Consider the following 23861-nt stretch of genomic DNA (forward strand, 5'->3'; position numbering starts at 1 on the left):
ATGAGCGAAATTAAAACTTTAGAAATCCCAAAATGGGGTTTGTCCATGGAAGAGGGTACGATTGCCCAATGGCTGATTCAGGAAGGTACCCAATTTAGTAAAGGACAGGAAATTTGTGAAATTGAAACCACAAAAATCGTCAATGTATTGGAGGCACCTTTTGATGGCCTGCTACGAAAAATTATTGCTAAAGATGGTGATACCCTTGTCGTAGGTGGAGTCATTGCAATTTGTGCAGACGCTCAAGTTTCCGATGCAGAAGTTGAAGCATTTGCACAGTCTTTAGGTGGAACACCTGCTGTAACTGAAAATAAAGCGGTAGCAGCGGTTCCTGAAAAAGTCGATGTGGCTCAAGTTGAAAGCAAAGTACAAGCTGCTCCTAAACAGAACAGTGTTGGTAATGGATCAAAAGCGGTGACTCAGGGCGGATATTCTATTCCTGTTGCGTTACAAGGCTACCAACAAAGCGATGATATTTTTGCAACGCCACATGCCTTGAAATTGGCTGAAAAGCATAATGTAAACTTGGCTCAGATTACGGGTTCTGGACGTGAAGGCCGTATCAGTGTTCAAGATATTCAGGCCGCAGTTCAAGCTGCTGGTGGTTCTTGGCCAGATGTACGTCATCAAGCTAGTACGAAAGCCGCGAAATCTAAAGCAGATGATAGTGATGTTCTAGCAACACCTGTTGCTCGCCGTTTGGCAAAACAATGGGGCATTAATTTGCATGATTGTCGTGCATCGGGTTCACGTGGACGAGTCTGTAAGGAAGATGTTGAAGCTGTATATCAACGTGAAAACCCTGTACAAGCTCAACATACTGAGTATGCGCATCCAACAGAGTCAGCAAAATTCACCACCGTAGCTATGAATGGTATGCGTAAAGCAATCGCTGCACGGCTACAAGCGGCAAAACGCAATGCACCACATTTTCGCTTAACGATAGACTTAAAGGTTGAGTCGGTTCAGGCTTTGCGTCAGCAAATTAACAGTACTGTACCGCAAGTCAAACTGTCCATTAATGATATGCTGATTAAAGCTGCTGCTGCTGCACTGATTAAAGTTCCACAAGTTAATGTTCAGTTTGATGAAGAGAATCAGCAGATTTTACAGTTTGAACAGGCTGATATTTCGGTTGCTGTAGCCATCGAAAATGGACTGATCACGCCAATTATTAAAGCAGCGAACCGTAAATCTTTGGCGCAAATTTCCAATGATATGCGTGATCTGGCGACACGTGCCAAAACTGGAAAATTGGCACCTGATGAGTTTCAAGGGGGCAGTTTCAGTATTTCCAATTTGGGCATGCTTGGTATTCAACAGTTTGATGCCATTATTAACCCGCCTCAAGGTGCAATTCTAGCCTTAGGTGCAGCAGAGAAACGTGCTGTCGTTGAAAATGATGAGATTGTTGTTCGTGAAATGGTGACCGCAACATTGTCTTGTGATCATCGTGTCATTGATGGTGCGTTGGGTGCTCAATTCTTATCGGCATTTAAGCAGTTTGTCGAAAATCCTGCATTAATTTTGGTGTAGGAGGAATAGTCATGTCAGATACACAATTTGATCTTGTGGTTATTGGTGCTGGTCCTGGAGGATATGTCGCTGCGATTCGCGCAGCGCAACTGGGATTAAAAACGGCAATCGTTGAAAAACAACACTTAGGCGGAGTATGTCTTAATTGGGGATGCATTCCAACCAAGGCATTATTGAGCGGGGCTGTGCTTGCGCAGCAGTTCAAACATGCTGGGCAGTTTGGTTTTACGCTTAACGCGATTGATTTTGACATTCAAAAACTGGTCTATCATAGCAGACAGGTTTCTGAGCAACTCGTGCAAGGTATCGGTCAACTATTGAAAAAAAATCAAATCACTGTTTTTAACGCAGCAGCCCAGTTTATTGCCAAAGAGCAATTAGAGCTTACAGATGCGAATGGTCAAAAACAGCAGATTTCTGCACCGCATATTATTGTCGCAACAGGTGCACGTGCGGCCAATTTGCCTCATATTCCTGTAGATGGCCATCAGGTCTGGAGTTATAAAGAGGCTTTAGTTCCCGAACAATTACCAAAATCTTTACTGGTCATTGGTTCGGGGGCTATAGGCAGTGAGTTTGCAAGCCTATACCAAGACTTAGGCTGCCAAGTTACCTTGGTTGATATTGCAAAGCAGATTCTCCCTAGCGAAGACATTGAAGTTGCGAAGTATGTACAAAAGCAATTTGAACAGCAGGGTATGCAGGTTTTAACCGAAGCGACTGTAAAAAAAATAGAAACTGATCAGGCTCAAGTACATTGTCATATTGAAACTGCCACAGGTGTGCAAATCATTACTGTTGAAAAGGTGCTTTCAGCTATTGGCGTGAAACCGAATGCTGGAAATCTTGGCCTAGAAGCTTTGGGAATTGAATTTGAGGATGGTTTTATTAAAGTCGACTCATGGTGTAAAACCAATGTAGTGGGCATTTATGCAATTGGTGATGTCGCAGGCGCACCGTGTTTGGCACACAAAGCCAGTCATGAAGCCATTCTTTGTGTGGAGAAAATTGCAGGCCTAAGTCATGTACATGCTTTAGATCGTACACAAATTCCGGGCTGTATCTTTACCCATCCGCAAGTGGCCAGTATTGGTTTGACAGAACAGAAAGCGAAAGCTGCGGGCTTGAATATCAATGTGGGTAAGTTTCCTTTACAAGCGAATGGTAAAGCATTGGCTTTGGGCGATAGCGCAGGATTTGTTAAAACCATTTTTAGTCAGGAAACAGGTGAATTGTTGGGTGCTCACATGGTTGGACATGAAGTCACCGAACACATTCAAGGGTTTGCCATCGCGAAATACCTAGAAGCTACAGATGAAAGCTTAGCGCAGGTCATTTTCCCTCATCCTACTTTGTCTGAGGCGATGCATGAGTCGGTCTTGTCGGCGATGCAACGTGCAATCCATATTTAAGGAGTCGCAACATGCCTAGAGGTTTAAACAATAAAGTTGCATTAATTACGGGTGCGGCACAAGGTATTGGACGCGGTATTGCCTTACGTTTAGCACAAGAAGGTGTTCATATTGGATTGGTCGATCTTCACCAAGAAAAGTTAAATACTGTTCAACAAGAGGTTGAAGCCTTTGGCGTAAAAGCCACCACATTTATTGCGGATATTTCAGATCCAATACAAATCAGTGACGCTATTAATCATGCAGAATCGACACTTAATGGTTTTGATATCATGATTAATAATGCAGGTATTGCACAAGTCAAAGCTTTGGCAGAAGTAACGCCGAGTGAATTTAACCAAATTATGAACATCAATGTCGGTGGTGTACTTTGGGGGATTCAAGCCGCAGCAAATAAATTTAAACAACGCCAACAGGCTGGAAAAATTATTAATGCATGCTCAATAGCAGGTCATGAAGGCTTTGCTTTACTCGGTGTTTATTCGGCAACTAAATTTGCAGTTCGTGCATTGACGCAAGCTGCGGCTAAAGAATATGCCAGTGTTGAAATTACTGTAAATAGTTATTGTCCGGGTGTTGTTGGTACAGACATGTGGGTCGAAATAGATCAGCGGTTCTCTGAAATTACAGGTGCACCAATTGGTCAAACGTATAAAAAATATGTAGATGGTATTGCTTTAGGACGTGCTGAAACACCAGATGACGTGGCTGCATTAGTTGCATTTTTAGCCAGCGAGGATGCAAACTATATTACAGGTCAGTCTATTTTGACAGATGGTGGAATGGTTTACCGTTAATATCAACATAAGGAATACACAATGAAAGCAGCTCGTTTTTATGATCGAGGGGATATTCGAATTGAAGATATCCCTGAACCGAAAGTACTTCCAGGCACAGTTGGAATTCAAGTTGCATGGTGCGGTATTTGCGGTACAGATTTACATGAATTCATGGAAGGCCCTATTTTTATTCCACCTTGTGGTCATCCACATCCAATTTCGGGAGAATCTGCACCTGTAACAATGGGACATGAATTTTCAGGCGTAGTTTATGCAGTTGGTGAGGGTGTAGACGATATCCAAATTGGACAACATGTCGTAGTTGAACCCTATATTATTGCGGATGATGTCCCGACTGGCCCGAATGATAAGTATCATTTATCAAAAAATATGAACTTTATTGGTTTAGGCGGACGTGGCGGCGGTCTTTCTGAAAAAATTGCAGTTCAACGACGTTGGGTACATCCTATTTCAAATGATATTCCCTTAGATCAGGCCGCATTGATAGAACCTTTATCTGTCGGTCATCATGCCTATGTCAGAAGTGGTGCAAAAGCTGGCGATATAGCACTGGTTGGTGGAGCAGGCCCTATAGGTTTACTTTTATCAGCCATTTTAAAGGCTAAAGGTCTCACGGTCATCATTACTGAATTGAGTGCAAAGCGTAAAGAAAAAGCGATAGAAGCGGGTGTTGCAGATTATGTGCTAGATCCATCTAAGGTTGATGTGGTCGCTGAAGTGATGAAAATTACGGAAGACCGTGGTGTTGATGTCGCTTTTGAATGTAGTAGTGTTAATAAAGTCATGGATACACTCGTTGCAGCAATGAAACCAACTGGTGTAGTCGTTATCGTTTCTATTTGGAGCCATCCTGCCACAATTAATGTGCATAGTGTAGTGATGAAAGAACTAGACATTCGTGGCACGATAGCTTATGTCAATGACCATCAGGAAACCATCCGTTTAGTCGAGCAAGGTAAGATTAATCTAGAACCTTTTATTACCCAACGTATTGCATTAGATGATCTTGTTTCTAAAGGCTTTGAAACGTTGATTCATAATAATGAGTCTGCTGTAAAAATTATTGTTCATCCATAGTAAAGCCTAATTTGAATAAGCTAGAGATAAACTCTATGTAGCTATTTTTAATATTTATAGCGATAGGAAATGAGTCTGTATTTACAAACTCATTCTCATAATAGTGATTGGAAAACTCTATTTTTTAAGAAGAAATTGACAACACATAATGTATAATTTAATTTATATCAATATTAATGAATTTAATACCGAAATTCGTCTATTTAACATAATCAATATTATACGAAATACTATTGTAAGCCCAAAGTAGAAATGTCCGGTTTCTCCAAAGTAAAAATGTCCGCTTTTAGAATATGCACTTTTGCAATTTTCTTAGCGGACGGTTTGATATGTTGGTGTCTATGTCGGATAAAGAACTTAAACGATTGTCGGTCTTGCAGGAAATCTGTGATCAACGCATAACCCAGTCCCAGGCTGCTCAGCTACTGCATATTTCAGAGCGTCAGATCAGACGTTTATTGCAAAAATACAAAGCTCAAGGCCCAGCTGCATTAGCCCATGCCGGTCGTGGTCAAATCAGCAATTCCAGGCTTCCTGAAGAGCTCAGACTCAAGTGCCTCAATATTGTTTCTGATCAACTGCATGGTTTCGGACCCACTTTAGCGCATGAAAAGCTCACCACCGTTCATGGCTTTGATATTTCAGTGGAAACACTGCGTTCCTGGATGATTGCAGCCGATTTATGGATTCCTCGCGCCAAGCGTCTGAAACGCCCGTATCAGCCTCGTTATAACCGGGACTGTTATGGTGAACTGATCCAAATCGATGGCTCACACCATGACTGGTTTGAAGGTCGAGCCCCTAAATGCTGTCTGCTGGTATTTATCGATGATGCCACAGGCAAATTACAGCATTTACGCTTCTGTGAGTCGGAATCAACCTTTGACTATATGATTTCAACACGTTTGTATGTTGAGCAGCATGGTAAGCCTTTAGCCTTCTACAGCGATAAATATTCAGTCTTCAGGGTGAATCAAAGCAGTAAGAAAGACACCAAGATTACCCAGTTTGGGCGCGTACTCAGCACCCTGAATATCGATATTATCTTCGCTAATTCACCACAGGCCAAAGGCCGTGTAGAACGAGCCAATAGAACGCTTCAGGACCGTCTGATCAAAGAAATGCGTCTGGAAGGCATCAGTTCGATTGCCGAAGCCAATGCCTGGCTACCCTGCTTCATTGAGCAGTTCAATCAGAAGTTTGCCAAGATGGCCTTTAATCCCAAGGATCTACACCGGACTGTCACTGAAACAGCCGAAGAATTAGATGATATTTTTACCTGGCGTGAACCCCGCAGAGTCACGAATAGCCTGACGATCACTTATGATAAATGCGTATATCTCCTGGAAAACACGGAAGAAAACCAAAGATTGATTGGCAAGTATCTTGAGTTTCTGGAATACCCGGATAGTACAGTCGCGATTGAATATCAGAAAAGAAAAATCAATTACAGCATCTTCGATAAATTAAGTCAGCTCAACCAGCGAGAGATTGTTGAAAATAAACGTTTGGGTTCTGTATTAGCCCATATTCAACAGCAGCATGAAGAACTAGAACAACAAAATAAACGCAATCGTTCTCAAAAGATGCCAAGCAGACGTGCACAGAAAACAGTAATCAAAGAACGAAATCTGAATCCTGTGCTTGACTCTTGGGGGGTAAAAAACAGGACATTTTAATTGGTGAATAACATACAAATCTACTCTACATTTTTTTAGCACTCCTTTGACCCTGAAGTGAAGGAAAAAAGCCTAGATTTAAGCATAATAGCTATTTCGTTTCTTAGAAAATCGTTCAAGCTGCTTTAAGAACCCTTCAAAATAGTCTCTTTGTTTTTCATCCGTTCTAAAACCTGCATATAAGGTTCGGCGTAATCCTTCAGGTGAAACACATTCTAGACGTCGTGACGTGACCCAGCCTTTCGCTTCATATTCATCCACTACCCAATCAGGTAGCGCTGCAATACCACGTCCGCTCGCCACAAGCTGAATCAGCATTTGGGTTAAGTCAGTGGTTCGAATGTTTTTAGGTTGAATATTTGCAGGAATAAATAGTTTCGACATGATATCTAAACGATGTTTATCCACTGGATAAGTAATCAGTGTTTCTTCAGCTAACTCTTGAGCGGTAATTTGTTCTACACGTACCAATGGATGGGTTGTTGATAAAACAAGTCGCGATTCATATTCAAATACCGGAAAGTATTCAACACCTTTTAAAGCGATTGGATCTGCTGTAATCAGTAAGTCAAATTCGCCATTTTGCAATAACTCATGTGGATTCGCTTCAAATCCTGATGCGAAGTCTAAATCGACATCTGGATATTGAATACGATACTGATTTAATAGTGGCATAAGCCAATCGAAACAACTATGGCATTCAGAAGAAAATGTGATTCGACCTGTTTGACCATGCAGAATTCTACTGATATCAGCTTGTGCGATTTGTACTTGTGGCAAAATCTCATCTGCTAGTTTTAGTAGACGTTGACCAACATTAGAAAAAGTAATAGGCCGAGTCTTGCGGTTCACGACCTCAACCCCCATCCACTGATCAAGCTCACGTAGCTGATGAGATACCGCTGAAGGTGTAATGCAAAGATCGCTCGCAGCTGCGACTAAAGAACCATGTTCTCTTAAAGCTGAAAGCATTTTTAAGTGTTTTAATTCGATCATCTTGGGAGAAACTCAAATCATTGTCCTTGTAAGGATACATTAAAAGCAAAGATTAAAAGCCCACATGAAGCAGGCTATTTAACATGATGAATGATCATTGCTTAATATCAAATGAATCCTTTCACAAGGAAAAAGCATCCAACAATGACCAATAAAACGGCAAAGCATTTCTTCAACATTACTGGCGATAAGGCATGTGCAGCCTTCGCACCAAATTTTGCAGTGATGAAACTCATGATACTGATGCCAATGAAGGCATAAATATGAACATAACCAATAGTATTCGGCACATTGATTTCAGCATTCATGCCAAAAATCATAAATCCTAATGCACCTGCAACCGCAATCGGTAACCCACACGCCGCAGATGTTCCAACAGCCTTCTGCATGACCACACCATAGCGATTCAAATATGGAACCGTCAGACTTCCACCACCAATACCAAAGATTGCTGATGCGACCCCAATCACACTACCTGCAGCAACTTGTTGACCTGATGAGGGTAACGTTTTCGTTGGGTCAATTGCTTTTTTGGCACCTGTAAACATCGTATATGCGACCCAAATCAGAAATAAGCCAACAATGATTTGTAGATGTAATCCTGATATCAAACCAGCAATACCTGCCCCAAAAAAACAACCAATTGCCATAGGTGGCGCTAGATTTTTAAAAACAGGCCAAATCACAGCACCAGTTTTATGATGCGCCATCAATGAGCTAATCGAGGTTACAACAATGGTTGCCAAAGATGTACCTAATGCGAGGTGCATAACCACATCGGGGTCATAGCCCATTTGGGTAAAGACAATAAAAAGCAGTGGTACAATAATCGTACCACCGCCGACACCAAACAGCCCTGCTGCAAAACCAGCAAAAGCACCGATGATTAAAAAGGTTATAAGTTCCACAATAGACTAACTTTTAAAAAGATGAAGGAATTAAGGCATTGGGTTAAACGTGTTCCAATTGACCCACTTGATGATAAGCACGGTTAAAATACACCAGACTTTCTTCTTGATCGCTTTGTTGAACTTGAAGCACACGACACATGAAAACACTGTGTGTACCGACTTGCTGAATATCTTGAATCTCACAGTCAAAACTGACCAAGGCATCTTTCAAAATAGGTGAACCAGTTTCCATCGTACTCCAATCACCGAGTTTGAAACGATCTTCTGAGCTGAATTTACTTGAAGCAAAAGCATTTGAAAGCTGTTCATGCTGAGTACTTAGTACGTTTACAGCCAAGACTTTATTTTCAACAAAATGGGCATGTGAACGGGAGGATTGATTCATACAGACTAATAACATTGGCGGTGTATCCGTCACGCTACATACGGCAGATGCAGTAAATCCATGCATACCTGTTTCACCCGAAGTCGTAATAACATTCACTGCTGTGGTGAGTAAAGACATTGCATTTCTAAAGTCTGTTGCTTCAATCATCTCTTTCATCTCAAATGTACATATCACGTGCTCGTGCATAAAGCTGGACAAATGACCTTGCGATGATTTGTTCTGCTTCGCACGAGACTACGTTTGATTAAGCTTCTAGCTCTTTACGAACAATGGCAGCACCTGCGCTTAAAGCTTCAAGTTTGCCACGTGCCACTTGGCGAGATAGCGGTGTCATACCACAGTTAGTTGAAGGATACAGTTTATCTGCATCAACAAATTTCAATGCTTTGCGTAGCGTATTTGCTACTTCCTCTGCAGTTTCCACTTGAGTGGTTGCCACATCAATTGCACCCACCATCACTTTCTTACCATGGATCAATTCGATTAAATCCATTGGTACACGTGAGTTTTGACATTCAAGTGAAATAATATCGAGCTTAGATTGTTGTAGTTTCGGGAATGACTCTTCGTATTGACGCCATTCATTACCTAAAGTTTGTTTCCAATCTGTATTGGCTTTAATGCCGTAACCATAGCAAATATGAACGGCTGTTTCACACTTTAGACCTTCAAGTGCACGTTCTAAGGTTGGTACACCCCAGTCATTCACTTCATCAAAGAATACGTTAAACGCAGGTTCATCAAATTGAATAATGTCTACGCCTGCTGCTTCAAGTTCTAAAGCTTCTTGGTTCAAAATTTTGGCAAATTCCCAAGCCAGTTTTTCACGGCTCTTGTAGTGTCCGTCAAAAAGTGTATCAATCATGGTCATTGGACCAGGCAACGCCCATTTAATTGGCTGACTGGTTTGGCTGCGTAAAAATTTCGCATCGTCTACAAACACTGCTTTTTTACGAGAAACTTCACCCACAACTGAAGGTACACTTGCATCATAACGATTACGAATACGCATGGTTTCACGCTTTTCGAAATCTACACCTTCAAGATGTTCAATAAACGTGGTTACAAAGTGCTGACGGGTTTGCTCACCGTCACTTACGATATCAATACCTGCAGTGACTTGCTCATGTAATGATAATTTCAAAGCATCACGTTTAGCTTCTAATAATTCTTCGCCTTCAAGCTTCCATGCAGACCATAATTTTTCAGGTTCAGCTAACCAAGACGGTTTTGGCAAGCTACCCGCAGTTGAAGTTGGGAGTAAAAGTTTCGGTTGTGTAAGCGCCATGTCTAATCTTCTTTCTCTAAAATTCGTCAGTCTGTGTGTCAATTCGATGTCTTAAGCAGCTGTTTCGACCTTAAAGTTTGCTGCCCATTCATTTAAAATATCTTGATATGGTTTGATGAAGTTTTCTTCTGTCCATTTACCTTGCTTAACCGCTAACTCAGCACGTTCAACACGGTCATAAACGATACGTGTCAGTGAGTAATCGCCATAGCTCAAGCTTGGTTGATACTCCACACCTGCCGGAGAGTTGGTGTTGTAAATTTCAGGACGATAAATTTTTTGGAAGCTTTCCATGGTTGCAATCGCGCTGATCAATTCAAAATCAGTATAATCACGGACTAAGTCGCCAGCGAAATAGAATGCTAATGGTGCATTACCACCTTCTGGTTTGAAGTAACGTACACGTAAGCCCATTTTGGCGAAATATTCATCGGTACGTGAATATTCATCATTGGTATATTCCTCACCTAAAATAGGATGTACGTTTGCCGTACGGTAATAGGTTTTAGAGGTTGAAACACTTAAACAAATCACAGGTGGCTTGGTAAATTCTGCCTTAAATACATCTGAATTCACCAAATGTTGATACAATTTACCATGTAGATCTCCAAAATCTTCAGGTTTTTCACCTACACCACAACCCAATTGAGGCAATACTACGCTGAAGTCGTAATCACGCACATAAGATGAGAAGCTATTGCCGATCATGCCTTCAATACGCTCCCCTGTTTTATGGTCAATCACTACACTTTTCAGTGTTTCAATAAATGGGAAAGTTTGACCATTACCTTCGATATCAATTTCAGCAGAAATGATGTCAATCTCAAGTGAATAGCGATCACCTTTCGGGTTATCAACGGTTGCCAAGCTATTAAAACGGTTGTTGATCATCGCAAGGGTACGACGCAAGTTTTCTTCACGGCTTTCCCCACGTGCCAAATTGGCAAAGTTTGTGGTTAAACGTGTGCTTTCTGCTGGTGTATAATTCTCATCAAAACGGATACGTTTAATTGAACACTCAAATGCTGTACTCATGGAGATTGCCACCTAAAAATTTTATAAAAAGCTAAATTTCTGAATGGCTATATTTAAACGTGAATAAGAAAGTGAGTAAAACGATATAAATTCAGCTTAAGATGAGAAATACTCATCTTAATAAATTAAAGATTCTGAGGATTTTTAGTTATTCAGTAAGTTAAGCGGCTATCTAAAATCTTTATCTGAAATTGATAATGTTTTTTGCAACTCTACCAAAGATAATAAATCTCCAACTATCAAGTATGTGTAAAGGCTTTGTTGCACAAAGATTTGAAATGCAAAGCGCCCCTAATTGAGCCAAATTTAAGGCGTAACTTGGGTAAGTGGTCGACCTAATTCCGTAAATCTGTTGAGGACTGCTACACGTGCATGAATTTCATTCACCTGACTAGGAAAGCTTCTTGCCATTAATTTATCTCCTAATAATTTGATGCAATGCATCTTAGTTTCAACCAAACTTCGACGATGATAGCCTGACCATTTTTTCCATAGTGTCCTGCCTAAACGTTTAATTGTTCGAAGTAAGTCATTTCGCTCTAGCGAGCTACTCTTTGTATCTTTCCATGGTTTCGCATTTTTTCTAGGTGGAATCACTGCAGGCCCTTGCCGATCTGCAATGACCTGACGGCATTGCTTGGTGCCATAAGCTCCATCGGTATAAACAGAGTCAATCTGCTCATCTTGTGGAATCTGATTACGTAAATCATCAAGCACCTGTGAATCACTGACATTATTGGTTGTGAGCTCAATAGCGCGTATTTGAGGGGTTTTAGCATCTATACCAATTGTAGTTTACGCCATTGGCGACGACATTCAGGTCCATGTTTCTTGCGCTTACACTCGCCCTCACCTAGAAACTTCATGCCTGTAGAGTCCATGAGTAGATGTAGCCCATCACGACTTTTCTGATAGCTTATCGCAATATCAATATGCTTTTATCTTCTACAAAGCGTGGTGTAATCTGGTGCTATCCAATTTAATCCGCAAAGTTTAATCAGACTTTGCACAAAGCCAGTGACCATACGTAAAGACAGACGAAATAAGGATTTAATCATTAAGCAGCATTGGATGGCTGCGTCGGAGTAGGTTTGATTTCGCCCTTGTTTGCCTTTTGATGGCGCATACCATTGCGTAGCAGGATCAAACCAAATGGCAATATTTCCGCGACTCATGAGTGCTCGGTTATATGCGGGCCAATTGGTTGTGCGGTAGATTTTGTGTGTAGGCTTCTTCATTTGAAAATTATATCGCTGAAAAAGCCTTTACAGATAGGTTTGTGCAACAAAGCCGTTCTTATTAAATTTCAATTAGTGAATTTCTTTCATCTTAACCTTAGAAAATATCAGTATATCAAATCCTTACTATCTAATTAAATCGTTAAAATATAGGGTTTAGATTTAAACCCATATAACTATGTCAAACAAACTTGAACGTCAGAAATTGACTCTCCCAGCAGGTCATGACAAGCTTCTGCTTCACTCCTGCTGTGCACCATGCTCGGGTGAAGTGATGGAAACCCTAATTGAATCAGGCATCGACTTTTCGATCTTTTTTTATAATCCCAATATTCACCCTGTCAAGGAATATGAAATCCGTAAGGAAGAAAATATTCGCTTTGCAGAAAAACATAATATTCCTTTTATTGACTGTGATTACGATACAGACAATTGGTTTGCACGTGCCAAAGGCATGGAAAATGAGCCAGAGAAAGGTATTCGCTGTACCATGTGTTTTGATATGCGCTTTGAACGGACTGCCCTTTATGCAGCTGAAAATGGCTTCAGCCTAATTAGTAGCTCATTGGGTATTTCTCGTTGGAAAGATATGAAGCAAATCAATGATTGTGGGCATCGTTCTGCTTCACATTATGAAGGTATCACCTATTGGGACTACAACTGGCGTAAAAATGGTGGTGCTGTTCGTATGCTTGAAATCAGCAAGAAGGAAGAATTCTACCAACAAGAATATTGTGGCTGTGTATACTCCTTACGTGATACCAACCGTTGGCGTATGAGCCAAGGTCGTGATCGCATCAAATTGGGCGTGAAATTTTATTCGAATGCCATGGATGATGAAAGCTAAGCTTCAGTCGCCAGATACCAATTTTTCCAGGAACTGGTTCCACGGACTTCAATGGGTACAGTTGGAATCAGTTTTTCTTTTAGAACGTCAGTCTGTCCCACGGCTTTGGCAAGTCGGGCTTTCACAGAATGAATGCATTCACGATCTCCAAACTCACAGCGATCCAATGTCGTACCACCACAAGGACCATTCGCCAATCCTTTGGGACAAGTTTCAGGGCAAATATATAAAGTATCTCCTAACCTACATTGACCACAACTTTCACAACCCACGACCCCTTGCTTAGAGATAAATTCAGTTTTTAACAATGCTTTTGCTGCAGGCGTATTTTCCCAGAATGAGGCTTTAAAAATAAAATGCCCCACACCTTTGGCAATTTTGGACTCAAATAGAGCCTTGTGCATGAAATGCAATTGCTGATATTTAATAAGCTGGCTAGAGGATGGTTGGCGGGAATAATAAGCTAATTGTGGCACGAGTTCCTTTTTAGTCTCCACTTGCCACAGTGCATTCCAGAGTGCTTCGAGTTCCTGTAAACCATAATGTCGATATTGTTCAATATATTTTTCTAAAAGCTTTTGCTCTTCAGGCTTATGGCATGCTGAAAGATGCACACCTGCAAAACCCAAATACTTACACATCAATATTTGTATAGCACAACGTTTATAAGCATTCTCAGTTCGTCCATCCTGTTTTTCCTGAGCCAACACTCGTAACATGTGGGGTGTAATCACAATTCCTGCGATCTTATGTTTCATCATAAAATTGGCACGTGCCAAACTAAGTGGCATAACACAAGCAAGTATATTTTGTGGGTATCGATGACGATTTAAAAAAGCCTTGGCTTGTTTTAAAGCCTCCATATCGTAACCCAACTGGGTAACGATAAAGTCTGCTCCTGCTTTAATCTTTTTGTGAAGTTTTAAATATTGTGCATCACGTTCAGCTTCAGCATATTTAAAGGGATTAAAAGCTACACCAATGTGAAATCCACCATAACACTTTGCGGCCATGACCGCATTTACAGACTCTAAATATCGGGTGCGATTCGTTCCATCTTGACCATTTGTATGCCCTTTTAACTTATCACCTGTGAGAAGCAGTAAATTTTTCTGTCCCGAAGCTTGAGTTGATTTTAAGAAGGTCTCAAAATCAGTAATATCCCGACCTTTCCCTGAATAATGGATGATTTTTTCCACTGATGAAGGAAATGTCTTCGCACATTCAAGTGGTGCCAAATCACTATCGGCATGCACTCGATCTGCCAAAGTGATCGCACATGGAAATTCTGCTAAAGACATTGGTACGGCAATGCCCTTAGCAGAACTTAAATATTCCAACAAAATACAAAACTGATTGTGCTTAAAATGGGAAGCAAGCTGTGACATAAAATAAAGTTCAAATAAAAATGATTAAAGCAGGTCGCTATTATATTCGACCTAACAGAATCAGCCCGATTAATCTTAAACAGGCTGATATAGAAAATTTTAGTCAACCATTATGCAATGAATCTATTCACTACATTCAAACAGGCAACTTTCTCATTAGATTCTCGCTCTAATGTGAAATGAAATGCCTATTTTTCAAGAATATTTTGATACGGCTTAATGAAGTTCTCTTCTGTCCATTTACCTTGCTTAAGATTCAATTGAACACGTTCAGCACCGTCATAAACTTTACGAGTTAAGAGGAATCATTATTGTGAACAGACTATTTCTCTAAGTTGATTCATCACAATATGTAATTTATAGCCATAGAACCGACCCATTGAGCTTTTACCACGAGATGCAATTTTAGATAATGATTTATGGCGGTGAATAGGTTTGTGCAACAAAGCCTATTCTAATTAAAACTTGGATTTCATAACCATTAATTTACAGTACAACTATCAATAAAATCGCCCCACCATTGCATCATTTCCATACGCTGATTAAAATATTCTGCATGATTATAACTCGCACGGGTTTTATTCTTATCAATATGAGATAGCTGTGCTTCAATCCAATTTGATTGAAATAAACCGGATTCATTTAATATGGTACTAAATGTTGAGCGCAAACCATGAGATGATAGTTCATTTTTAGTATATCCCATCTTTCTAATAATTAAGTTCAGGGTATTAAAATGAATGGGTTTATTATTATTTCTTGGACTGGAAAAAACATATTTGTCTCCATGAGACCAGATTAGTGCAGATCTTACAACTTCAAGTGCTTGATCAGATAGTGGAACTAAAAATTCAGGAATATCATGACCTAAAATAACTTTTCTTCTATATTGTTTAATATGTAAGGCTGGTATTTTCCATATTTTTTTATCCAGATCGAAGTGATGCGGTTCACAAAGCAGTAATTCTCCACCTCGTACGCCTGTATATAACTTAAATAATAGGGCTTTTTTAATAATAGGATCTGTATTAACCTGCTTTAATCTAGCTAAAAAGCTAGATAGTTCATCTGAGTTTAAATACGGATAATTTTTTTTAATTTTATTATTGATTAATATTTTATGAAGACCATGGGCAATATTATATTCACAATAACCCATTGCTACAGCATAATCATAAATCTGATTTAAATAACTATAGGCTTTCTTTACAGGTTCTTTTACATTTCTAGATTCTATATTTTTAATAATCTTAACTAGATCATATCTTTTAATTTCAATAAATGGCATTAGTCCAATATTTGGATAAACATCCTGATCTAAACATTTTTTTGCGAGCTGAATTACACCGCATCGTGGTTCATCTTCAAAGGAATTTTTAATTTTAAATTCTAACCACTCTTCACAAATATCCTGAAAAGTTTTGATGTATTTTTTATGCGGTGGTTTATTTTCATAATTATTAAATTTATATTCATCCCGGACTGATCTGGCCTCTTTCAAGGACATTACAGGATATTCACCCAACTTCATGCGAGGACGTTTATTTGTCCCTGCAAGTGAATAGCGGTAACTCCAAGATTTACGTCCGTTTGGTTCTACCTTCAAACTTAAGCCGTCATCATCTGCCAGAAAATAGATTTTTTCCTTTGGTTTAGCTTGACGTACCTTAATTTCAGTAAGACTCATGAATTTTTAACCTAACCACAAATGGCACTGCTCAATTCAATTATAGCAAATTTAAGCGATATTCATATGATGCGTATCATACGCATCACATATTTTTATAAGTAATTGTTAAATAAAATTTATATTTAGATTGGTTATTCCCCAGTAACCAATTAATTAACCATTGATTTTGCAAGTCTTAAATTGGCATGTTGAATCCGTTCATTTGAGGGGTCGTATTGCTTTTGGACTTCATCTGAGAAAGGAGTTTCTTCACATAATTCAAAGTACCTTTCCATCGGTGTTTTACCTTTCAAAGCCGAATGTGGTCTCATCCAGTTATAGTAATTCTGCCAGTTTGCTCTGAATTTCCTCTGAGTCGATATCTACAGTAGCGTAGAACTCAGATTTATCAGTCTTTTGTGAGCGCTCTACCTTGCCATTCAGATGAGGTGAACCCGGTTTATTTGGCCTAAATTTGATTCCATACTGCATCATTTTTTCTGTACTTTTTCAGCAAAGAATTCTCGCCCTCGATCGGTCTGTATTCGCTGTATGAGAAAAGGCATTTCTTCAATTACACAGTTAAAAAGTCGAGCGTATTCGCGCTGTTCGGCGTTTATATATCCTTAAAACGCGATATCGTGTGCAGTCATCGATAGATGTGTACTGATATAGTCCAGGACCCAGTTTACAGGTATCCATTTGAATTCTATCGCCTGGTAATGGACGTTCATAACAAATGTAATCTACTTTACGACGGAATTTTTTAATCGGTTTGACTTAATGGGTGGATAGTACTTTATGGATAGTCGCCAAGGACAACGAGACTCCGTGCAGCTCATTAATTCGGTTTGCAAACGTCGAGCACCAAGATTTCTAGCTGAGCGCATTTCCAATATTAAAGCTTCTAGCTCAGCATTGATTTTAGTATTTGGCGATTTTAAGGGACATTTACTATGACTACTTAATCCATCAATACCTTGTTCAGAATATCGTTTCCACCACTTGCGTAAAGTTGGTCTAGAAATGCCACATCTCCGACAAACCAGGCCAGCATTATTGGTCTCTTCAAATAATTTAACCCATACGAGTCTTTGTTGAATTTCTCTGTTCATAGACACCCATTATATTGAAGTGATGTCTATGAATCACACAGATTATCATAAGGCTTTTGAAACTGTCGCACCTCATGTTTGAATTCACCCATTAACAGAGTGCGAATTAGTCCTTGATCATGTTTGACCACATTTCAAGAAATAGTGTCCAACTTTCGGTATGCAGATTATGGTGTGGGGTTTTCTTAAAGTTTAAACCTTATTATTTTACTTCAGTAATGCTGATTGGCTGGTCTTTTACAAATTCAACAACCCCTTCACCACGTTTAAAGTGAATTGAAACTCCATTATTATTAGCTAAACGAATACCACTACCAGCAACTGTTTGCTTTAAACGATATACCATGCCTGAGTTATCAGTCATTAAAGCAGTTTCAAAGTTATCCGATGATTTCAGAAAAATTAATAAACCATTCGGACCAGAAAATTTAAGGACCTGCGTATCAGCTGAAGTATTGCTTGTAGCCTTATCTTGTAAAGTTTCAGTCTTTGGACTCGAAGTACACCCAGTCATTGCTAAAACTAACAAAGTTAAACTTAAAAAATATTTCATTTAACTACCTTTTTTATATGTAAATCATAGGTATATTTATACTAATTGTTATAATTTAACAATAAAACAAATATTACTTTTTTTTACATAAAAAAGCCATAAATTGCATTTTGAACCTTACCGGGTTTGTCGGAGATTTTTTTATTTAAGTTAGGCCACCTGACCTAAAGGGTTAATCTTATCATAGTACATTGCTTCAAACTCAAAAGGCGATACATAACCCAGTGCACTGTGTACATGCTTTTTATTAAACCAATCTACTCAATTTAATGTCGCAAGTTGTACATCTGCTAAACTTTGCCAATCTGCTTTTAAATATTCAATCATCTCTGTTTTGCATAAGCCATTCACTGTTTCAGCCAAAGCATTATCGTATGAGTCCCCGTTGTACCTATTGATGCTCGTAAATTTTCTGCTCCTAAACGATTGGTATAGCGAATCGAAAGATATTGCACACCCCTGTCGGAATGATGAATCACATTCCTTGGCATACCTCAATCGTGTAATGCTTGCTCCAGTGCATCGAGCACCATATTTGTATTCATACGTGTTGATACTTTCCATCCAACAATTGCTCGTGAGAACACATCAATAATAAAGGCGGTTTAGACCCAGCCTGAATTTGTTTGAATATACGTAAAGTCATTCACCTGAGATACCGTCTTGGTAGTCAATCAATAATTGAACCGCTCTATCTCTGATTTCAGGGGTATATTTTACTTTTTTCATTAGAACACTACGCTTCGCTACGTCTTGCGAAGCAATGCTTCTCATCTCAGGAAAGTTGGTCTCCGACAAACCCGGTACGGTTCACAATGAGATTCATGCACGTGTAGCAGTCCTTAACAGATTTACAGAATTAGGTCGACCACTTACCGAAGTTACGTCTTAAATTTGGCTCAATTAGGGGCGCTTTGCCTTTCAAATATTTGTGCAATAAAGCCGTTGGAAAGTAACCTTGAAACAAGTTATAAGCTTCTTTTTCATAAATTACTGAGTATTTGTATAAATATTCAACATCTGATTTTTTTTAGACCAGATAGTGAATTAAAATAAAAACTAATAAACAAGAACAAACATCATTGGTATTTATATTTTAATTATGTTCATTTACAATAAAAATTACTAAGTCAATACATATTTAGTCTAAAATATCCATCAATCAAAAATGTGTGATAGCTTCGAACGTTAATCTTTGCATACTTGTAATTTTGAGTATTACTTCAATTCTCTAAGCTAATTCTTTACAAGTGTTCCTATCACCATAATTGTTATTCTTGTCTTCGCTATAAAGCGATCCAAACCTGCCCTCCATGGTCATAATCGCATGAACAAATTTTTAAAATACCTATTGGTATTCATCGTTCTGCTTATTATTGCAGCACTAATCTTCTTATTTAGACCTATCGCGTCTAAGAAAATTCAAAACACCAGCAATGAGCCTGTCGTTGACGCAGTCTTAGTTGGTGGTGGCATCATGAGTGCAACCCTAGGCACATATCTTAGTGAACTTGAGCCAAACTGGCAAATTCGCATGTATGAACGCCTAGACAAAGTTGCACAAGAAAGCTCTAACGGCTTCAATAATGCAGGCACAGGTCACTCTGGCTTTATGGAAATGAACTACACCTCTGAAAAAGATGGGAAAATGGACATTACCAAAGCTGTAAAAGTAGCTGAACAATTTGAAGTTGCAAAACAGTTCTGGTCTTATCAAGTCAAAGAAGGTGTTTTGGGACGACCAAATAGTTTCATCAACCCTGTACCGCACATTGCTTTCGTTTGGGGCGATAACGTGAATTTCCTCGAAAAACGTTACGCTGCAATGGTTAAAAACCCAATGTTTTATGGCATGAAATTCTCTGAGAATCCTGCTGAAATTAAACAATGGGCACCATTGGTGATGAATGGCCGTGATGCTGCACAAAAAGTAGCTGCAACACGCATGGATGTAGGTTCGGATGTGAACTATGGTTCGATCACCACTCAATTGGTCGATCACCTTAAAAAACAATCTAATTTTCAGTTACAAACATCGACTGAAGTGACTGGCATTAGCCAAAACGATGATAAAACGTGGACTGTTGCATTTAAAAACCTCACTACAGGGAAAACAGATCACGTGAAAACGCGCTTTGTCTTTATTGGTGCAGGCGGTGCAGCGGTTAAACTTTTACAAATGACAGGCTTACCAGAAGCGAAGCAATATGCTGGCTTCCCTGTAGGTGGCGTGTTCTTAATGACCGACAACCCAAAAGTCACTGAAGGCCATACTGCAAAAGTTTATGGTCGTGCTGAATTAGGCGCACCGCCAATGTCTGTTCCACATATTGATACACGTTATATCGACGGTAAAAAATATGTGTTGTTTGGTCCATTTGCAACTTATTCAAACAAGTTCTTAAAACAAGGTTCTCAGCTTGATTTATTGAAATCAACCACTAAGAACAACGTTTTACCAATGACCGCTGTGGGTATGGAAAATCTTGATTTGGTGAAATACTTAGTTAGCCAAGTCATGATGACCGATGAAGACCGTTTTAATGAGTTGAAAAAATACTATCCTGATGCAAAACCAGAAGACTGGCGCATGAATCAAGGTGGTCAACGTGTTCAAATCATTAAGAAAGAACCAGGCAAACCTGCAAGCTTGCAATTTGGTACCGAGATTTTTGCGTCACAAGATGGTGCTGTGACTGCCCTATTAGGTGCGTCTCCTGGTGCTTCAACTTCCCCTTATATTATGTTGAGCTTGCTTGAAAAAGCATTCCCTCAGCAAGTAGCAGGTAAATGGAATCCGAAATTACATGAAATTGTAAAATCGTACCAACAAGAACTCAGCACTAATCCTGTGCTTCTTGACCAAGTTCGCCAATACACCAGCACAACCCTTGGTTTGAAATATACACCTATGGCTAAAGCTGCAAATGACGAAACTATTGCGGTAGCAAAAGCACAGTAATCTGCTTTAAACCCTAAAAAGGATGGACTTTGCGCCATCCTTTTTTAATTCATATTTGAAACTATTCTGTTTATGTCGCTTTTCCATTCCGATGCTTTTTTGGCTTTTCGTTCACGTGATTTTTCACTTCTGAGTGTCAATCAGTTGTGCTTAATTCTAACCATCATGATTCAAGAAGTCGTCATTGCCTATAGTATCTATCAACTCACTCAAAATCCACTCAGCCTTGGCATGATTGCCTTAATTGAGTTACTCCCCTTTATTTGCCTCTCCCTGATCAGTGGCGACTGGGCTGATCGCTATAACCGACAAAAAATTGTGCAGTGGAGTTTTAGCTGTAGCACTTTAATTCCATTATTATTTATTGTTCTTTTTTCTCAGTACCAACAACAGCACATTCAACAAAATACACTTTTATGCGGCATTTATAGCCTCATCTTTTGCTTAGGCATACTTAGAGGCATTTACAGCCCATCATTTAATTCATTACGCCCTTTTCTAACCCCCGAGTCAGCCTATAGCAATGCAGCCACATGGACCGCGCTCATTTGGCAAATAGGCGGCATTTTAGCGCCTTTATGCGCAGGACTTTTACTCGGCCAACTTGGGCTTGAAAAAACCCTCTTTATTGTTTTTTTCTTGTGTTGCGTGGGTAGCATCTGCTTATTCGGATTAAGTCCTCGTCAATTCCCTAGCCCCCATAAACAGCATTTAAGCAAAAGTTTGAAAGAAGCCTATTTGTTTATTTTTAAACATCCACTAATGTTTTGGAGTATGTTGCTGGATCTCAGCGCCATGCTTTTTTGTAGTGTCATTATCTTACTGCCTATTTTTGCACACGATATCCTGCATCTTGGTGTTGAAGGCTTAGGTATACTCAGAGCTGCACCAGCTATTGGCGCCTGTATCATGATGTTGATGTTGACCTGTTATTCTCCGATGCAAAATGCATGGAGAAATATGCTCTATAGTAGTTTTGCAATTGCTTTGTGTACTTTAGCCTTTGCACTATCCTCCCATGTTTGGCTCTCAGTCTTCTTCCTTGTTTTAATCGGTGCCTTTGATAGCATCAGCATGGTCATTCGACAAACTTTATTACAGCAACTCCCCCCAAAAGCACTATTAGGGCGTGTAGCGGCTTTAAATGGCATATTAGTCACTTCAGGCAATCAGCTCGGTGCCCTACACATGAGCCTGATGACGCGCTATTTTTCTGTGGTGCCAGCAGTACTTATTGGAGGGACGCTGTGTTTAATAATCTGTGGTCTAAGCTTTACTCGTACGCGACATTTATTCAAGCCATCTCCAACACTAAAAAAACATGCCACAGTGGCAAAAAGTGAATAGCATGTTAAGCTTCAAATCTTCTTTTAATATGATGTGAGTTTTCAATAGAGCAAATTATGAAACAGATTTTCCCCTTTTCACATATTCTCTATACCAAACTCTATTCTTTCGTACTATCAGTGTTGTTGGCTTATTGCCTATTCAATGCAATTTATACGTTCATTATTGGTGGAACTGGTTTTTATTTATTTGCAACTTTTATTTTAGCTTTTCAATGTAATTTCGCGTTACGCACTTCTCTCCATGACCGTATTTACACCAGTTTAGGGATAGTTTTGCTTATTATTGGGTTATTGTATACACATGGAATTCACTTTCTAAACCATTTAAAAACAATTGTATTGGTTCCTGCTTTAATTTTAACTGCCTTTGGAATAGATAATTTATATAGAAAGCCAAATAGACTTAGTTGTCTTAAAGTTGGACTGATCCTCGGCCTATTGCTATTAGCTTATATTCAATATTATGATTTAGTAGAACTGCAAAATTATTATGACTCTTTACATAATGATGAGACTTGGCAGCAATTTGGCGCATTATAACAGCTAGCACAAAAAAATTTGGTGGGTGAAAAATTTACAATCCTAATTCTGATTTATCATGTTATTACATAGGAAAACTGCCTTTAAAAGACGGGTCTTGCTAGTCTAGAATTGCAGACGAAAGGGAATAAAATGCCTGTATATCCGATTCTAGAAATTGATCATTTTCAGCATCATAAACAAAAGATTTTTCTTCTAATAAGTATTGGCCATCTTGCTCATTAAGAAAATTTTAAAGTTATTTGCTTGATCAGGGAAAATTTGTTCTCTGTCAAAAAAAGATCATAACAATCTCGAACGGCTTTGTTGCGCAAAGCTGTTCTTAAGGACTTTTTCAGCAATATAATTTTCAAATGAAGAAGCATACACATAAAATTTACCGCACAACCAATTGGTTCGCATATAACCGAGCACGCATTCATCGCGGAAATATTGCCATTTGGTTTGATCCAGCTACGCAATGGTATGCCCCATCAAAAGGCAAACAAGGGCGAATCAAACCTACTCCGACGCAGCCATCCAATGCTGCTTAATGATTAAATCCTTATTCCGTCTGTCTTTACGTATGGTCACTGGCTTTATGCAAAGTCTGATTAAACTTTGCGGCTGAGCAGCCCCGAATATCAGTGATATTCGTACAGTACGCTTTGTAGAAGACAAAAGCATATTGATATTGCAATCTTGGAGAATATTCTCCAGAGCTTGATAATAATGGTATTTATATTTTACCTGCTTCAGGTGAGTATGAAATTAGAGTATTACAACCTAGATCACAGGCAAGAAAAGATAAAAAACCTCAATACTGGATGAGTATTAACATTAAATAAAAGACCTCTTGCGAAAGTATCGTTTTACCTAATTTTTGAATTGGCTAAAACCTTATTAAATGTAGCTTTATGCTTTTTAAATTCTGACTAACGCAAGAAGTCTAAAGACTTGCTAGATTCTTTTAAGCTTTTATACAAGGGTTCAAAAACTATTGCCAGTTAAGCGGGGCGTGATTTTTACGCAGATGTGTTTATGTTAGTAAAATGATATAGATTACTTGTTTAATACCCCGAGGAATAATTTAATCTTG

At 39.2% G+C, this 23861-nt stretch carries 19 protein-coding genes and 5 pseudogenes; 10 read left to right on the forward strand and 14 right to left on the reverse strand.

Annotation, left to right across the window (positions count from 1 at the left end):
- The 5 genes from ACS72_RS09190 to ACS72_RS09210 all read left to right on the forward strand — a co-directional run bounded on the left by ACS72_RS09190 (nt 1) and on the right by ACS72_RS09210 (nt 6504).
- Nucleotides 1-1536, forward strand: a complete 1536-nt coding sequence (locus tag ACS72_RS09190; protein WP_048881928.1) for a 2-oxo acid dehydrogenase subunit E2 — start codon at nt 1-3, stop codon at nt 1534-1536.
- Between the two features lie 11 nt (nt 1537-1547).
- A complete protein-coding gene (lpdA, locus tag ACS72_RS09195) occupies nt 1548-2948 on the forward strand; it encodes a dihydrolipoyl dehydrogenase (RefSeq protein ID WP_048881929.1) in 1401 nt (466 codons plus the stop codon).
- A gap of 11 nt (nt 2949-2959) precedes the next feature.
- Nucleotides 2960-3745 (forward strand): acetoin reductase, encoded by a 786-nt coding sequence (locus ACS72_RS09200; protein ID WP_010326711.1) that lies wholly within the window; start codon nt 2960-2962, stop codon nt 3743-3745.
- A 21-nt stretch (nt 3746-3766) separates the two neighbouring features.
- Entirely contained in the window at nt 3767-4825 is a 1059-nt protein-coding gene (locus ACS72_RS09205) for a 2,3-butanediol dehydrogenase (protein WP_004281883.1), read from the forward strand.
- Nucleotides 4826-5166: 341 nt separating this feature from the next.
- On the forward strand, nt 5167-6504 hold the full coding sequence (locus ACS72_RS09210; RefSeq protein WP_081405844.1) for an ISNCY family transposase: 1338 nt from the start codon (nt 5167-5169) through the stop codon (nt 6502-6504).
- Between the two features lie 78 nt (nt 6505-6582).
- On the opposite strand, the gene ACS72_RS09215 is transcribed toward ACS72_RS09210, so the two are convergent.
- The 6 genes and pseudogenes from ACS72_RS09215 to ACS72_RS09240 form a co-directional block, all read right to left on the reverse strand.
- A complete protein-coding gene (locus tag ACS72_RS09215) occupies nt 6583-7500 on the reverse strand; it encodes a LysR family transcriptional regulator (RefSeq protein WP_048881931.1) in 918 nt (305 codons plus the stop codon).
- Between the two features lie 107 nt (nt 7501-7607).
- Nucleotides 7608-8408, reverse strand: a complete 801-nt coding sequence (locus tag ACS72_RS09220) for a sulfite exporter TauE/SafE family protein (protein ID WP_048881932.1) — start codon at nt 8406-8408, stop codon at nt 7608-7610.
- Between the two features lie 43 nt (nt 8409-8451).
- Nucleotides 8452-8946 carry a flavin reductase family protein gene (locus ACS72_RS09225; RefSeq protein WP_048881933.1) on the reverse strand — a complete coding sequence of 165 codons (495 nt, stop codon included), beginning with the start codon at nt 8944-8946 and terminating at the stop codon, nt 8452-8454.
- A gap of 97 nt (nt 8947-9043) precedes the next feature.
- Nucleotides 9044-10087, reverse strand: coding sequence for a methionine synthase (locus ACS72_RS09230; RefSeq protein WP_048881934.1), 1044 nt, complete (start codon nt 10085-10087; stop codon nt 9044-9046).
- 51 nt (nt 10088-10138) lie between these two features.
- A complete protein-coding gene (locus ACS72_RS09235; RefSeq protein WP_004281805.1) occupies nt 10139-11122 on the reverse strand; it encodes a putative oxygenase MesX in 984 nt (327 codons plus the stop codon).
- A 306-nt stretch (nt 11123-11428) separates the two neighbouring features.
- Nucleotides 11429-12360: pseudogene (locus ACS72_RS09240) on the reverse strand (IS5 family transposase).
- Between the two features lie 178 nt (nt 12361-12538).
- On the opposite strand from ACS72_RS09240, the gene ACS72_RS09245 reads away from it, so the two are divergent.
- Nucleotides 12539-13207 (forward strand): epoxyqueuosine reductase QueH, encoded by a 669-nt coding sequence (locus ACS72_RS09245; RefSeq protein ID WP_004647714.1) that lies wholly within the window; start codon nt 12539-12541, stop codon nt 13205-13207.
- Here the strand turns inward: ACS72_RS09245 and ACS72_RS09250 are convergent.
- The 8 genes and pseudogenes from ACS72_RS09250 to ACS72_RS18000 all read right to left on the reverse strand — a co-directional run.
- A complete protein-coding gene (locus ACS72_RS09250; RefSeq protein WP_048881935.1) occupies nt 13204-14595 on the reverse strand; it encodes a methylenetetrahydrofolate reductase C-terminal domain-containing protein in 1392 nt (463 codons plus the stop codon). The two genes, ACS72_RS09245 and ACS72_RS09250, sit on opposite strands and share 4 nt — an antisense overlap.
- Nucleotides 14596-14783: 188 nt before the next feature.
- A pseudogene (locus ACS72_RS17995) lies at nt 14784-14900 on the reverse strand (putative oxygenase MesX); the annotation flags it as partial.
- 9 nt (nt 14901-14909) lie between these two features.
- A pseudogene (locus tag ACS72_RS17465) lies at nt 14910-15035 on the reverse strand (transposase); the annotation flags it as partial.
- A 41-nt stretch (nt 15036-15076) separates the two neighbouring features.
- The gene (locus tag ACS72_RS09255; RefSeq protein ID WP_048881936.1) at nt 15077-16282 is read right to left on the reverse strand and encodes an integrase arm-type DNA-binding domain-containing protein; all 1206 of its coding nucleotides are present in this window, start codon (nt 16280-16282) and stop codon (nt 15077-15079) included.
- Nucleotides 16283-16600: 318 nt separating this feature from the next.
- A complete protein-coding gene (locus ACS72_RS19585; RefSeq protein ID WP_368677445.1) occupies nt 16601-16759 on the reverse strand; it encodes an integrase core domain-containing protein in 159 nt (52 codons plus the stop codon).
- Between the two features lie 251 nt (nt 16760-17010).
- Complete coding sequence (locus ACS72_RS19590; protein ID WP_368677446.1) at nt 17011-17379, reverse strand: helix-turn-helix domain-containing protein; 369 nt, start codon at nt 17377-17379, stop codon at nt 17011-17013.
- Nucleotides 17380-17581: 202 nt separating this feature from the next.
- Nucleotides 17582-17932, reverse strand: a complete 351-nt coding sequence (locus ACS72_RS09265; RefSeq protein WP_004281821.1) for a hypothetical protein — start codon at nt 17930-17932, stop codon at nt 17582-17584.
- Nucleotides 17933-18082: 150 nt separating this feature from the next.
- A pseudogene (locus ACS72_RS18000) lies at nt 18083-18576 on the reverse strand (IS3 family transposase); the annotation flags it as partial.
- 683 nt (nt 18577-19259) lie between these two features.
- On the opposite strand from ACS72_RS18000, the gene mqo reads away from it, so the two are divergent.
- The 4 genes and pseudogenes from mqo to ACS72_RS16980 all read left to right on the forward strand — a co-directional run.
- Nucleotides 19260-20894 (forward strand): malate dehydrogenase (quinone), encoded by a 1635-nt coding sequence (gene mqo, locus ACS72_RS09275; RefSeq protein WP_048881937.1) that lies wholly within the window; start codon nt 19260-19262, stop codon nt 20892-20894.
- 72 nt (nt 20895-20966) lie between these two features.
- On the forward strand, nt 20967-22241 hold the full coding sequence (locus ACS72_RS09280) for an MFS transporter (protein ID WP_048881938.1): 1275 nt from the start codon (nt 20967-20969) through the stop codon (nt 22239-22241).
- A 56-nt stretch (nt 22242-22297) separates the two neighbouring features.
- Entirely contained in the window at nt 22298-22783 is a 486-nt protein-coding gene (locus ACS72_RS09285) for a hypothetical protein (protein ID WP_004733174.1), read from the forward strand.
- A 353-nt stretch (nt 22784-23136) separates the two neighbouring features.
- Nucleotides 23137-23404, forward strand: a pseudogene (locus ACS72_RS16980) (transposase); the annotation flags it as partial.
- Nucleotides 23405-23861: the final 457 nt, after the last annotated feature.

The organism is Acinetobacter sp. VT 511 (assembly GCF_001077515.1).
Classification (GTDB): domain Bacteria; phylum Pseudomonadota; class Gammaproteobacteria; order Pseudomonadales; family Moraxellaceae; genus Acinetobacter; species Acinetobacter schindleri.